Genomic DNA, 14,450 nt, shown 5'->3' on the forward strand with positions numbered 1-14,450 from the left:
GAATAAAATGAAAGTATTATTAATCAAAGATGTAAAAGCACTTGGAAAAGCAGGCGAAGTAAAAGAAGTAAAAGACGGTTACGGACAAAATTTCTTAATCGCCAAAGGCTTTGCTAAAGCAGCTACTAATGAAGTCTTAAAAAAATACGAAAGCGACAAGAAAAAAGAGGCTGAAAATTTACGCTTTGAAATCGCAAATTTAGAAAAACTCAAAGAAGAACTTAGCAAAATCACTCTTGAAATTTCAAAACCCGTAGGTGCAAATGGAAGTTTGTTTGGTGGTGTAACCAAAGATGAAATCGCTCACGCCCTAAAAGAACAAAGCCATATAGAAATCGATAAAAAAAGTTTAGAATGTGACACTTTTAAAAGTCTTGGACTTCATGAAGTAAGCGTAAAGCTCGGACACGCAATCCACGCTAAATTTAATATAAATATAAAGGCGGAATAATGTTTCACGCAACAACGATTTTAGCTTACAAAGGCAAAAACAAATCCGTAATCGGCGGAGATGGACAAGTAAGCTTTGGAAACACGGTATTAAAAGGCAATGCCGTAAAAATAAGAAAACTTAATAATGGTAAAGTTTTAGCCGGTTTTGCAGGCTCAACAGCTGATGCTTTTAATCTTTTTGATATGTTTGAAAATCTCCTTCAAAGTTCTAAAGGCGATCTTTTAAAAGCTGCCATTGATTTTTCTAAAGAATGGAGAAAAGACAAATACCTAAGAAAACTTGAAGCCATGATGCTTGTACTTGATAGAAATCACATTTTTTTACTTTCAGGCACAGGCGATGTGGTTGAACCCGAAGATGGACAAATCGCAGCCATAGGAAGTGGTGGAAACTATGCACTTTCAGCGGCTAGAGCCTTAGCAAAACATGCAAGTTTAGATGAAGAAGAGCTTGTAAAATCAAGCCTTCAAATCGCGGGTGAAATTTGCATTTATACCAATACTAATATCAAAACTTATGTGATCGAGGATGAGAAATGAATCTAACTCCAAAAGAAATTGTTAAATTTTTAGATGATTATGTCATAGGACAAAAAAAAGCTAAAAAAATCATAGCTATAGCTTTAAGAAATCGCTACCGCAGAATGCAACTTAGCCCTGAGTTGCAAGATGATATAGTGCCAAAAAATATCTTAATGATAGGTTCTACAGGTGTAGGAAAAACAGAAATCGCTAGGCGTTTAGCTAAAATGATGGGCTTTCCTTTCATTAAAATCGAAGCGAGTAAATATACTGAAGTAGGTTTTGTAGGTCGTGATGTAGAAAGCATGGTAAGAGATCTTGCCAATGCGGCTTTAAATTTGGTAAAAAATGAGCAAAGAGAAAAAAACAAAGATAAAATCAATGAATTTATAGAAAATAAAATTTTAGAAAAACTTTTGCCACCTCTACCAAAGGGTATCAGCGATGAAAAACAAGAAGAATATAAAAACAGTCTTGAAAAAATGAGAACTAAGCTAAGAAATGGCGATCTTGATGAAAGCACCATAGAGATAGAAATTTCACAAAATATGTTCGATACCAATCCTAACCTACCTCCTGAAATGGGTGCAATGCAAGATATAGTTAAGGTTATAGGCGTTGGCAGTAAAAAAGTCAAAAAAGAAATGAAAATCAAAGACGCTAAAAATGCTTTAAAAAATGAAGCAGGAGAAAAAATCCTAGATCAAGAAAGTATCAAAAGTGAAGCTTTAAAAAGAGCGGAAAATGAAGGGATTATTTTTATTGATGAAATCGATAAAATCGCTGTTTCAAGCGGAAATTCAAACCGCCAAGATCCAAGTAAAGAAGGGGTGCAAAGAGACTTACTTCCTATAGTCGAGGGATCAAATGTACAAACAAAAATAGGTACTTTAAAAACCGATCATATTCTTTTTATCGCTGCAGGAGCTTTTCATCTTAGCAAACCAAGTGATCTTATCCCTGAACTTCAGGGACGCTTTCCTTTAAGAGTGGAATTAGATAGTCTTGATGATAAAGCTCTTTATGAAATTTTAACACGCCCTAAAAATTCACTTTTAAAACAATACTCTCAGCTTTTAAAAACTGAAAATTTAGAACTTGAATTTGATGATGAAGCCATTAAAGAAATAGCAAAAATAGCTTCAAGAGCCAATGAAGAAATGCAAGATATAGGTGCTAGACGCTTACATACTGTGATAGAAAAATTACTTGAAGATCTAAGCTTTGAAGCTGATGAGTATGCGGGTAAAAAATTCGTAGTGGATAAAAAAATGGTAGAAGAAAAACTCGGAGATATCATAGAAAATAAAGATCTTGCAAGGTATATTTTGTGAAAAGTGGCTTTGTTAGCATCATAGGGCGTACTAATGCAGGAAAAAGTACTTTAATCAATTCCTTATTAGAAGAAAAAATCGCCCTAGTTTCTCACAAACAAAACGCCACAAGGCGTAAAATCAAAGCCATAGTGATGCATGAAAAAAATCAAATCATTTTCATCGATACCCCAGGACTTCACGAAAGCGGTGCTACACTTAATCAACTGCTTGTCCAAAGCGCTATTAAATCTATAGGGGATTGTGATGTGATTTTATTTGTGGCGAGTGTTTTTGATAGTACAAAAGACTATGAAAATTTTCTTAGTCTAAACCCACAAGTACCACATATCATCGCTTTAAATAAAGTAGATTTAACCGACAATGCTACGCTTTTAAAAAAACTTAGCGAATATGCAAAATTTAGCCAACATTTTAAGGCTGTCATTCCTTATTCTTCTAAGAAAAAAAGCTATAAAAAAGGCTTGTTAGATGAGATAGTAAAATATCTTGACGAACATGAATATTTTTATGATCCTGAATTTTTAAGTGCGAGTAGCGAAAAAGAACTTTATAGAGATTTCATACTTGAAAGTATTTATGAAAATTTAAGCGATGAGCTTCCTTATAGTAGCGAAGTGCTTATCAATCGCACCAAAGACACGCCCAATCTTTTAATCCTAGAAGCCAATATCATCACAGATACAAACTCTCACAAGGGTATGCTTATAGGAAAAGAAGGGGCAACTTTAAAAAGAATAGGCAAAGATGCACGCTTTAAAATTTCAAAACTTGCACAAAAAAAAGTACTTTTAAAGCTTTTTGTAACAGTGAAAAAAAACTGGCAAAAAGATGAAGAATTTTTAAAAAAACTTTTAAATGATGAAAATTAATTCATTAAATAAAATAAATTTTATAAAATCTACAGATTTGCTCTATGCTCAAAGAACAGGAATATCCAAAGAAGACGAACTTTTTAACAATTTAACCGCAGATTTTAAGCTAAGCAAACCCTTTGACTATCAAATAGCTTTTTTTAAACATAATGAAATTTATCATTGTTTTTTAGCACCTGTTTACAAATTGAAAAAAAGTCGTTTTTGCTTTCCCGAGCCTTTAATTTTTCAAGCTTTGTTTGATGAAAGATTTATTGAGGAAAGTGATTATTGTGTTTTAAATTTATATGATCAAACTTTATATTTATATTTTTACCAAGAAGGAAAATTTATCAATCTTAAAAAAATCGAAAATTTCAACCCAGGTAATATGGATTTATTTTTTAAACAAAATCGATTTACAGAACTTTTAAAACACTATGAAAGCAAATTGCTACTTTATCAGGATTTGGATACAATCAAACATTACTTCTCATCTCAAATAAAATGTTTAAATCTAAATGATATTCTTGATAAAAATAGTTTATTGAAATTAAGTTCATATAGTATAAAAAATCTAGATCAAAATTGTAATTTTATCAAGCATAATAAAATAAAAATATCTACTTCTTTTAAAATTATATTAATATTTATTTTTAGCTTTAGTCTTAGCATGATGATTTTATTATTTAAAGATTTTATAGAGTACAAACAAAATAAGGAAATTCAAAATAAAAATTTTATCATACAAGAAGAAATTTCTAAACTAAAACAAGATAAGCAAAAATTATTAACAAACATACAAGATTTAAACTTTACTCTTTCCAATAAAATATCATCTACACAACAACAATTTCATATTTTATCCACCATAACAAAAGAAATCAATTTAGACAAAAATAAGGCAATCATTCTAAATCAAATCATATCATGGCTTAACTCCAATGAACTTAAAATCACAAATCTTGAATTTGAACAAACAAAAATCATTCTTTCTTTTATCGATGAAAACCACTTTAAAAGAGCATTAGAAAATCTAAATTCTGCTTTTAAAATTCTTGATAAAAATGAAGAAACATTGAATATCATGTTAGAAGTCATACATGAATAAAATAGAAGTATTTTTGCAGAATTTAAATCCTAGGGAAAAATTTCTTTTTATTTCTTTTATCTGTCTTTGTGCTTTGTTTTTAGCTTTTAAAATTCACGATCACTTTTTGGAAGATATTTTTCAAAAAACATTAGTAGAACATAATTACCTTGCATTAAATGAAGCAAAAATAGAAAATTCACATCTTAAAGAAATAGAAACAAAGCTAACAAAACAGATAAAAACAGAGGAAGAAAAATTAAAATACTATAAAGAAAAATTGCATTTATTTTCTTATGATAAAGATTTTTTCAATAAAAAAATCAATAATTTATCCAAAAATTTAACCATTAATGAAATAAAATTTTCCCAAGAAAACAAAAATTTTATCCACTATAATTATGTTTCTCTAAGTTTAAATGGCAACTTTAAAGACTTGCTCAATTTTATACAAAATTTAGAAAATCTTCCTATAGCTTTAAAAATTGATAAAATAAAACTATACAATACACAGGGTTTAAAATTAAAGCTTGATTTAATGTTTAAATTTGTTAATTTATAATAATATTAAAATATTATATTTTTAAATATTATTATAAAAAAAATATTTAAAAATATTGTAATTTAATTATTTTTCTATTACTATTAGTTAAAATATTTTAAGCATAAAAAAGAAAGGTATTGGGAAGTGACTAAACAAGAAATACAAAAACTCGATACAAATTTCCTAGGTCATCCCAAGCCTTTATTCTCTCTATCAATGGTAGAACTTTGGGAAAGATTTGCTTTTTATGGCATACGATCTTTACTTGTGCTTTTCATGGCAACAACCATAAGCAAAGGTGGACTTGGAATAAGCACTGAATACGCCTCGGCAATTTATGGCATTTTTGCAGGATGCTTGTATTTAGCAGCACTTCCTGGAGGCTGGATTACTGATAATTATTTAGGGTAAAAAAAGGCTTTATTTCTAGGTTCTTTTATTATAGCTTTAGGACATATTAGCATAGCCTTATCTATTCTAAGCACACCTATATTTTTCCTAGGACTTACTTTTATCGTTATTGGTACTGGATTTTTTAAAACTAGCGCTTCTGTAACAGTTGGAATGTTGTATAAACAAAATGATACAAGATGCGATACTGGCTATACGATTTTTTATATAGGAATTAACATTGGAGCATTCATTGCTCCTCTTATATGTGGTTTTGTTCAAGCAAAATGGAATTATCATTTAGGATTTGGCATAGGAGGTTTAGGTATGTTAATCTCTTTGCTTATTTTATATTTTAAAGCTACCCCTGAACTTGAAGAATTTCATAAAAATTGTACTTTAAAGCAAAACTGGGAACAACCATTTAAAAAAAGTAAAAATTTAACTCTTATACTAAGTATAAGCTTGTTAAGTATTATTGGATTTTTTCTAATTTTTATTAATCTTGCAGATATTAATCCCATAATACTATCAAAAAAACTTCTAATTGTAATTTTACTATGTTTGGTAATTTATTTCATATATCTTTTTGTTTTTAAAACCTTAAATAAAAGAGAAAAACAGCAATTAACAATTTTAATTGTTTTATTCTTTGCAGCCATTTTTTTTGGAGCACTTTTGAACAAAAACCTACCGCTTATAATCTTTTTGCGCAAGATTTTACAAATAGAAATATTTTTGATTGGAAAATTCCAACAAACTGGTTTCAATCTTTTAATCCAATTTTTATCATCGTACTTGCTCCTATAGCAAGTTATATTTGGATATTTTTAGAGAAAAAAAATATATATTTTTCTTCCATTGGAAAATTTACTTTAGGAATATTATTTGCCGGTATTGGTTTTATGATGATGACCTTTGCTTCACAAAATCTAATAAACAACAATGGTTTACCAATATCCATGGCTTGGATTATCATAAGTATATTCTTTTTAACACTTGGGGAATTATGCGTGTCTCCTATTGGACTCTCTATAATGGCTAAGATTGCCCCTGATTTAATCAAAAATCAAATCATGGGACTTTGGTTTGTAGCAAGTGCACTTGGAAATTTTGTTGCAGGACTTATAGGGGGAAATGTCAATATTAAAAACATCGATCAACTTCCTAATATTTTTGTACAATGCATGTGGATGCTTTTTGTTGTAGCGCTTTTACTTTTTATTGCTAAAAAACCAATTTATAAAATTCTTAACGAAAAAAATAAGCAATTATCTAACTAAACTTAAAATACAAAATACACCAAAGTTGAAAATTGATCTTAATATTTCTTTTTTTATATTTGCAAAAAAGTAACATTATGATATAAATCATTTAAAAATATTACAAAGTTATACATATTTTTTAATTTCTTGTCTATAATTTATAAATAAAAATACACAAAGGATATAAATTGAGTAAAAATGTAAAAAATTTAGATACTTCATTTTTTGGACATCCAAAACCACTTTTATCTCTTTCACTTACTGAGCTTTGGAAAAGATTTTCTTTTTACGGAATTCGTCCCTTGCTTTACCTTTTTATGATAGCAAGTTTTGAAAAAAGTGGAATGAACTTAAAACCTGAAGAAGCAAGTGCAATTATGGGAATTTTTGCAAGTTGTTTATATCTTGCTGCTTTGCCAGGTGGATGGCTTGCGGATAATTACTTAGGACAAAAAAGAGCAATTTTACTAGGTGCTTTAACTATAGCATTTGGACATTTGTGCATAGCCTTTTCTTATTTTAACAATAAAATGATTTTTGTTGGTATGGTTTTTTTGGTTATAGGTACAGGACTTTTTAAAACTTGTGCTTCTGTAATGGTTGGAATGCTTTATAAAAAAAATGATGCAAGGCGTGACTCTGGTTTTACTCTTTTTTATATGTGCTTTAATTTTGGTGCTTTTGTAGCTCCTTTAATTTGCGGCTTTTTACAAAAAGAATACGGATGGCATTTTGGTTTTGGTGCAGGTGGGATTGGTATGCTTTTAGCGGTAATTATTTTCTACCTAAAAACTATGCCTGATTTAAAAGAATTTGATGAAAAAGTTGGCATAGACGCTACTTGGGATAGACCAAGCAAAAAAAGCAAAAATGCATTTTACATCATATTGTATCAGGTATTGTTTTACTTGGAGCAATATTTTTAATCCTTGGTGGTTTTATAAAATTAGATGCACAAGTTATTAATAAAAATATTATTCTAACTATCTTAGCTTGTGCTGGAATTTATTTTTTATATCTTTTCGCTTTTACTTCTTTAAAAATAGAAGAAAAAAGAAATTTAATTATTTTTATTGTTTTATTTTTAGCGGCTGCGTTATTTTGGTCAGTATATGAGCAACAATACACTTCTTTTAATTTTTTTGCAGAAAAATTAACAGATAAAACCATATTAAATTATGAAATTCCTACAATATGGTTTCAATCTCTTGGAGGTTTATTTGTTATACTTTTTGCACCTTTTAGTGCTTTTATATGGACTATATGTGCCAAAAATAATAAAGAAATTTCATCTATTATTAAATTTGCATTAGGACTTTTGGGTGCAGCTTTGGCATTTTTAATAATGGCTTTAGCTTCAAATCATGCAATTAGTTTAAATGGCGATGCTAATATATTAAGAGAAAATTTAGAAAATTCATCACAAATTATTTTAGTTTCACCTTGGTGGCTTGTCAGTAGCTTTTTGCTTATGGTTTTAGGAGAGCTTTGCCTTTCCCCTGTGGGACTTTCTATAATGACAAAAATTGCACCTAATTTAATTAAATCTCAAGTCATGGGACTTTGGTTTGTAGCAAGTGCATTAGGCAATGCTTTAGCTGGATTCATAGGTGGTAAAGCAAGTGAAGAAAATATAGCTTATTTGCCAAATTTATTTTACCAATGTATGTGGATATTACTTGGTGCTGTTATAATTTTACTTATACTCAAAAAACCTATCAATAAAATACTAAAAAATTAATATTAAGGAGAAAATATGAGTATTTACAAACAAAGAGTATTAGAACTTAGAAGATTAATGAAAGAAAATAATATTGACGCCTATCTCATCTTAAGCGCGGATCCGCATTTGAGCGAATATTTACCAGAATATTACAAAAACAGAGTCTTTATCAGTGGCTTTAAGGGTTCTGTTGGAACAGTTCTTATCACACAAGAAGAGGGCTTTTTGTGGGTAGATGGAAGATATTGGCTTCAAGCACAAAAGGAATTAGAAGGTAGTGGCATACTTTTACAAAAGCAAGATGCTAAAAATACTTTTACCAAATGGTTGGAAAAAAATTTAAGCGAAGATCAAATTTTAGGCATCGATTTTGCACTTTTACCTTTATCTTTGCAAAAAGATTTAAAGATTAATTGCAAGGCAAATTTAAAACATATAGATTTGATAAGTCCACTTTGGAAAGATCGTCCCACTTTACCACAAGAAAAAATTTATGAACACGAACTAGAATACTGCTCTTACTCAAGAAAAGAAAAATTAGCATTAGTGCGTCAAAAAATGAAAAATTTAAATGTTACCTCTCATTTAATCTCCAGCCTTGATGATATAGCTTGGCTTACAAATTTAAGAGGGAATGATGTAAATTATAATCCTGTATTTTTAAGTCATTTGCTAATCTTGGAAGACAAAGCTTTGCTTTTTGTTGATCAGAAAAAAGTAAATTCAGAACTTGAAAAAAAATTAAATTTAGATGGGTTTTGGCTTAAAAATTATGATGAAATCATCATGGAGCTTGAAAAACTTGCAAATACAAATTTGCTTATTGAACCTTCAAAAATGACCGCTTTACTCATAAATTCTTTAGACAAAAGCGTAAAAATCATTCAAGAAATTAATCCAAGCACTCACTTAAAAGCAGCTAAAAATACAAAAGAAATAGCGCATATACAAGATGCTATGATAGAAGATGGAGTGGCTTTATGTAAATTTTTTGCATGGCTTGAAGAAGCGATAGAAAATAAAGAATTAATAAGCGAATTAGACATAGATGCTAAAGCAAGCGAATTTAGAGCACAAAGCAAGTACTACATAAGTGATAGTTTTGCCACTATAGCAGGCTTTAACGAAAATGCAGCATATCCACATTATAAAGCCACAAAAGAGAGTTTTGCTTATCTTAAAAAAGATGGGCTTTTACTTATTGATTCTGGTGGACAATATAAAAACGGCACAACAGATATTACACGCGTTGTACCAATAGGAAAGGCTAATGCAGAACAAATTCATGACTATACCTTGGTTTTAAAAGCACATATTGCCATTTCCAGTGCAATTTTTCCAAAAGATATAGCTATGCCCTTACTTGATGCAATCACACGCGCACCTTTATGGAAAGAACAAATTGACTATATACACGGCACAGGACATGGCGTGGGATATTTTTTAAATGTCCATGAAGGTCCACAAGTTTTATCTTATCTATCCCCTGTGCTTGAAAAAACAAAAGCCAAAGAAGGTATGCTAACCTCCATAGAACCAGGTATTTATAAAGTAGGTAAATGGGGTATAAGACTTGAAAATTTAGTTATTCATACCAAAGTAGAAAATCCTAAAAATAAAGATTTTGGAGAGTTTTTATACTTTAAACCTGTTACTCTTTGTCCTTTTGAAATATCTTGTATTGATACAAAAATGTTAGATGAAAAAGAAAAAGAATGGTTAAACAATTATCACAAAGAAGTATTTGAAAAACTTTCTCCTAAGCTAGGTGATTATCCAAAAGCTCTAGTTTGGCTTGAAAAAAGAACAAAAGCTATCTTTTAAGATACTTTTATTAACATAGATAAATTTTCCTTGTATTAAACTTATAATTTGTTTAATACAAGGTTTTTAAACCAATTGCTAAAAAAGTTTTTTTGAAAAACTCAATTTACAACTAAAAATTATTTAAAATATCCAAGTTCAATCATTTTTTGATAAATTTTAGCTACAGTTGCCCCTGAAGTAATATTTCTCCCACCATGTTCCAAAAGAACGGTAACTACATATTTTGGCTTAGAATAAGGAGCATAAGAAGTAAGCCACGCATGAGATCTAGTATAATACTCAAATTGTTTTTCATCGACCCTATTTTTATCTGTTTGTGAAAATCCCACAACCTGAGCAGTTCCTGTTTTTGCTGCAACTTTCACATCAAGATTATGCAAATAACGATAAGAGGTTCCTCCTTGCTCATTAGCAACAGCATACATTGCATCTCTTATATAAGGCAATTGACTCTTTTCAAATAAAGTAAAAATTTCTTTTTTATTTTCATCCATTTGATTTTCTATAGTTGTATTATTATTTTCTATGCTTTTTAAAAAATGAGGTATAACCTCTCCACCTTTTGCGATTTGAGCTGTATATCTAGCAATTTGCATAGGTGTTGCAAGAAAATTACCTTGACCTATAGCTGTATTTAAAGTATCACCTTGAAACCAAGATTGTCTATATCTTTGCATCTTCCATTCTTTGCTTGGTAAAGTTCCTACAAATTCACTAGGTAAATCTACCCCTGTTTTCGCTCCAAAGCCAATGCGAGATAAAGTTTCACTTATTTGATCGATTCCAACTTGCAAACTGCCATTATAAAAATAAACATCACAACTATATTTTATCGCATGTTTTAAATCCACAGGTCCATGGCCTGATCGATTCCAACATCTAAAAAACCTACCTCCAAGCTCAATGCTTCCATTGCAAACATATTGAGTTGATGGACTAATATTTTTAGAATTTAAAAAAGAAAGCCCTACTCCCATTTTTACAACAGAACCTGGAGGATAATATCCATTTATAAGTTTATTTGTAAAAGGATGGTCAAGACTATTTGAAAGCTCATCCCAATCCTTAAAAGAAATCCCTGTTACAAAAGGATTAAGATCATATTCAGGGAAACTCCCTGCAGCTAAAATAGATCCATCATTTACATTCATAATTATAGCAGCTCCAGCATTCCCTTCAAACAATGAAGTTAAATAAGATTGAAGCTCTATATCTATCGTAAGTTCTATATCATTAGACATAGCAGGAGTGTAAGAAAGCTGTTCTACTTCTTGATTTAAGGCATTAACCTTATAAACCCTAGTTCCTTTTTCTCCTTGTAAAATATCATTATAATAGCGTTCTATACCACTTTTTCCTGTATAATTAGAAAGTTTTGCTATTTCATTTTCTTGAACATCTTGCAAATTTGCCTTACCTACATACCCAATAATATGCGAAGCCAATTTTCCAAAAGGATATTTTCTTTTTACAACAGGATCTATTTTTATTGTTTTATTAAGATTTAACTCTGAATAATGCGGAATAATCTCATCATAGGGTATAAAATCTACTACTTTAATAAAATCTTGATTATAGTAAGAATCATTTCTCTTATAAATTTCTGCTAATTTACTAGCATTTAAATCGGGAAATAAATTTGTAAGTTCAGATAATTCTTTATCTAAAATTCCTTTATTTGACTTTTTAATACTCAAATAAGGTTTAATAGAAATACTAAAACCCAAATCATTAATAGCCAATAAAGTTCCATTTCTATCTGTAATTTGACCCCTAACAGGTGGTAAAAATTCAGTTTTTATGGCATTTTGTTTGGCAAGTTCTTCATAATATACATTTGATTTTATACTCAAATAATACACACGACTTAATAAAAATATAAAAAACAATAGTATAAATCCAACAACTAAACGCATTCTCATTTAAATTTTACCTTTAAAAAACACATAAGCTAAACAACATTCTATAAAAACTGAAACAATATACGCCCATCCTAAAATTTTAATTTTTTCATCTCCAATATAAGACAATATCATATCCAAAAACAAAATAATGCCGTAAGCACAAAGCACAAAAACAACAGGGATAAATTTACCAATTTTTAAATTTGTCTTAATCCAATCTGCACAAAGATAATAAAAAATAAAAAATGCCAACCAAGATGAAAAAATAAAAAAATTATAAGTTATATCAGTAAAAAATAAAAAAAATAAAGAAAAATACCATCTAAAATCAAGCTTTGAAAAAGTTCTTTCTCTCTCTTCTAGTAAGCAAAACATATAACAGAAAAAAATCCCATAAAGTAACGGAGCATATATAAAAGTCGAACCAAGAATCTGATAGATTAGAAAAAAAAATCCTAAAAAGACATAAGCTCCATTAAATTTTGCTTTATAAGCACTTAAATTTCTTCTCATTTATCAAGACCTAAAGTTTGATTGATAATAATATCTTCTAAAGAATCAAGGCCAAATTTATTCAAATTTGAAACTAAAATAGAGTCTTTAAATTCATTTTTTAACTTAGCTTTTTCACTTTGATTTAATTTATCGCATTTGGTAAAAACTTTTAAAATTTTTTGATCAGGTCGTAAAAATCTTTTCAAATAGTCATTTAAATTTACATCGATCTCTAAATGAGTATGTCTTGAGTCGATTAAATGTATAAATAACTTTATCGAGGTTCTTAATTTTAAAAATTCATCTAAGTTTTGATTCCATATTTCTTTTAAATTTTTAGAAACCTTTGCATAACCAAACCCTGGCAAATCGATAAAATTGATATTAAATTTTTCTTCATTTCTTTTGCAAGTTACTTCGAAAAAATTTATAAGCTGAGTTTTTCCAGGAGTTGCCGAACTTTTGGCTAAATTTTTTTGTTTACACAAAGAATTGATTAAAGAACTTTTTCCGACATTGGAGCGCCCCAAAAATGCTACTTCGCTAAAATTTGAGCTCAAATTCTCATCAAATTTCACTAAAGAAGTGATAAATTTAGCACTAATTATCATTTGTCTTTAAGATCAAATACAAAACGAGCAGGTTTTTGATCCTTGCTCTCTACTCGATAAATATTAGCTTTTCTATCGACTATTATTTTATCACCAAAAAGTTTTTGATTGCTTCCAAGCTCATTTATATAAGCATGACCATTAATCTCGTAAGTATCTTTAATAACATTATAAATAAATTTATCTCCACTACCTTTATAAGTTTTACCTTTTAAAACAATCTTAAACCTAGCGTTTTGCATTGCTTCATAACGAATAGGTTTGCGATTTTTATCCGTATAAATAATCAATTTTTCAGAATTTAAAATATCATCACCCCTAATTACTTCTACATTTCCACTAAGAATACTTTCACCCTTATTTTCATCTGAATAAAAATTTAAAGCTTTTACTTCAATTTGAGTTGCCCAAGTTACACTTACACAAGCTAACAATAAAATTATTTGTCTTGCAACCACGCATTTACTCCTTGGATATTTAAAATTTTGTTTTTTACATCATAGTTTAAAGTATTTCCGTTAATAATACTTCCATTGATCAGAGCTTTAAAATTAGTATTTGTGTGTAAAATTTTATCCTTAGGTTGGTATTCTACCTCTTGAGAAATAATTTTGACATTATTAGAACCTATATAAGTAACATTTCCTTCAAACAAAACCTTGCTCATATCTTTATTAAAAAATTCTAAACGATTCGCGCTAAGATTAAAATCTAAATTTAAAGTAATAAAATCATTAAATTCATCTCTATCTGCATATCTCACCCAAGAATTTGCCTTATAATATGCCTTAATTGTACTAGTATTACTCTCATAAGCTTTCAAATTTTTAGCCTCAATATTTTTAAAATTTAAAGCATTAGTTTGCAAATTCAAAGAATACGGATCTTGCAAACTTAAAATCGTAAAAGTAATTGTAAAAAGAGCAATTAAAATTCCAAAAATTTTTATAGCCAAAGCTTATTCCATTCTTCTTCTAGATGATTTTTTTCTACTAAAATTTCTATCATCTGTGCTACAGCAGCCTTACCACCTTTTTTGCTAAGCACTATGTCTACATTTAAATCTTTATGACCATCTTTTGGTTTAAAACTAAGCCCTACACTTTCAAGCAAAGCCTTATCGTTAAAATAATCCCCAATAGCCGCACACTGAGAAAAATCTAAATTAAGTTTTTGTAAAATTTCTTTTGCACAAGCTAACTTATCCTTGATGCCTTGATATAAAATTTCTATTTTTAAATCTTTAGCTCTTTTTTCAACACAAGGACAATTTCTACCTGTAATAATAGCAATTTTTTTACCAAGCTTTAGCCAAGCCTCGATAGCCGCTCCATCTTTTACATCAAATTCTTTAATAAATTCTCCATTAGAAGTATAAATAATCTTCCCATCAGTTAAACAGCCATCTACATCCAAAAAAATCAATTCTGTCATAATT

13 protein-coding genes and 2 pseudogenes are annotated in these 14,450 nt (G+C 29.2%); 9 read left to right on the top strand and 6 right to left on the bottom strand.

Going from position 1 to position 14,450, the window contains the following annotated elements:
• Positions 1-7 precede the first annotated feature (7 nt).
• The 9 genes and pseudogenes from rplI to ELQ04_RS02140 all read left to right on the top strand — a co-directional run bounded on the left by rplI (position 8) and on the right by ELQ04_RS02140 (position 9,999).
• Positions 8-451 (top strand): 50S ribosomal protein L9, encoded by a 444-nt coding sequence (gene rplI / locus ELQ04_RS02100; protein WP_002854980.1) that lies wholly within the window; start codon positions 8-10, stop codon positions 449-451.
• A complete protein-coding gene (hslV, locus tag ELQ04_RS02105) occupies positions 451-993 on the top strand; it encodes an ATP-dependent protease subunit HslV (protein ID WP_002855129.1) in 543 nt (180 codons plus the stop codon). Before rplI ends, hslV begins: the two co-directional genes overlap by 1 nt.
• The gene (gene hslU / locus ELQ04_RS02110; RefSeq protein WP_002893662.1) at positions 990-2,309 is read left to right on the top strand and encodes an ATP-dependent protease ATPase subunit HslU; all 1,320 of its coding nucleotides are present in this window, start codon (positions 990-992) and stop codon (positions 2,307-2,309) included. Before hslV ends, hslU begins: the two co-directional genes overlap by 4 nt.
• A complete protein-coding gene (era, locus tag ELQ04_RS02115) occupies positions 2,306-3,181 on the top strand; it encodes a GTPase Era (protein ID WP_002893664.1) in 876 nt (291 codons plus the stop codon). The genes hslU and era overlap by 4 nt, the downstream gene beginning before the upstream one ends.
• Entirely contained in the window at positions 3,168-4,274 is a 1,107-nt protein-coding gene (locus tag ELQ04_RS02120) for a hypothetical protein (protein ID WP_079264673.1), read from the top strand. Before era ends, ELQ04_RS02120 begins: the two co-directional genes overlap by 14 nt.
• Positions 4,267-4,815 (top strand): hypothetical protein, encoded by a 549-nt coding sequence (locus ELQ04_RS02125; RefSeq protein ID WP_002855032.1) that lies wholly within the window; start codon positions 4,267-4,269, stop codon positions 4,813-4,815. Before ELQ04_RS02120 ends, ELQ04_RS02125 begins: the two co-directional genes overlap by 8 nt.
• Positions 4,816-4,941: 126 nt before the next feature.
• Positions 4,942-6,470 (top strand): annotated as a pseudogene (locus tag ELQ04_RS02130) (peptide MFS transporter).
• A 170-nt stretch (positions 6,471-6,640) separates the two neighbouring features.
• Positions 6,641-8,193, top strand: a pseudogene (locus ELQ04_RS02135) (peptide MFS transporter).
• 15 nt (positions 8,194-8,208) lie between these two features.
• Positions 8,209-9,999: an aminopeptidase P family protein gene (locus ELQ04_RS02140; RefSeq protein ID WP_002893926.1), complete on the top strand. Its 1,791-nt coding sequence runs from the start codon at positions 8,209-8,211 to the stop codon at positions 9,997-9,999.
• Positions 10,000-10,118: 119 nt separating this feature from the next.
• On the opposite strand, the gene mrdA is transcribed toward ELQ04_RS02140, so the two are convergent.
• The 6 genes from mrdA to ELQ04_RS02170 are packed head-to-tail and all read right to left on the bottom strand — an operon-like array spanning position 10,119 to position 14,446.
• Positions 10,119-11,924: a penicillin-binding protein 2 gene (mrdA, locus tag ELQ04_RS02145; protein WP_002859991.1), complete on the bottom strand. Its 1,806-nt coding sequence runs from the start codon at positions 11,922-11,924 to the stop codon at positions 10,119-10,121.
• On the bottom strand, positions 11,925-12,419 hold the full coding sequence (locus tag ELQ04_RS02150) for a membrane protein (protein ID WP_002855248.1): 495 nt from the start codon (positions 12,417-12,419) through the stop codon (positions 11,925-11,927).
• Positions 12,416-13,012: a ribosome biogenesis GTP-binding protein YihA/YsxC gene (gene yihA, locus ELQ04_RS02155; RefSeq protein ID WP_002893924.1), complete on the bottom strand. Its 597-nt coding sequence runs from the start codon at positions 13,010-13,012 to the stop codon at positions 12,416-12,418. Before yihA ends, ELQ04_RS02150 begins: the two co-directional genes overlap by 4 nt.
• The gene (locus ELQ04_RS02160; RefSeq protein WP_002859586.1) at positions 13,009-13,470 is read right to left on the bottom strand and encodes an LptA/OstA family protein; all 462 of its coding nucleotides are present in this window, start codon (positions 13,468-13,470) and stop codon (positions 13,009-13,011) included. The genes yihA and ELQ04_RS02160 overlap by 4 nt, the downstream gene beginning before the upstream one ends.
• Positions 13,452-13,967, bottom strand: a complete 516-nt coding sequence (locus ELQ04_RS02165) for a hypothetical protein (protein ID WP_002921129.1) — start codon at positions 13,965-13,967, stop codon at positions 13,452-13,454. The genes ELQ04_RS02160 and ELQ04_RS02165 overlap by 19 nt, the downstream gene beginning before the upstream one ends.
• Positions 13,958-14,446, bottom strand: a complete 489-nt coding sequence (locus ELQ04_RS02170) for an HAD-IIIA family hydrolase (RefSeq protein WP_002866504.1) — start codon at positions 14,444-14,446, stop codon at positions 13,958-13,960. The genes ELQ04_RS02165 and ELQ04_RS02170 overlap by 10 nt, the downstream gene beginning before the upstream one ends.
• Positions 14,447-14,450: the final 4 nt, after the last annotated feature.

The sequence above is a fragment of the Campylobacter sp. CH278 genome, assembly GCF_004378845.1.
Taxonomy (GTDB): Bacteria; Campylobacterota; Campylobacteria; order Campylobacterales; family Campylobacteraceae; genus Campylobacter_D; species Campylobacter_D jejuni.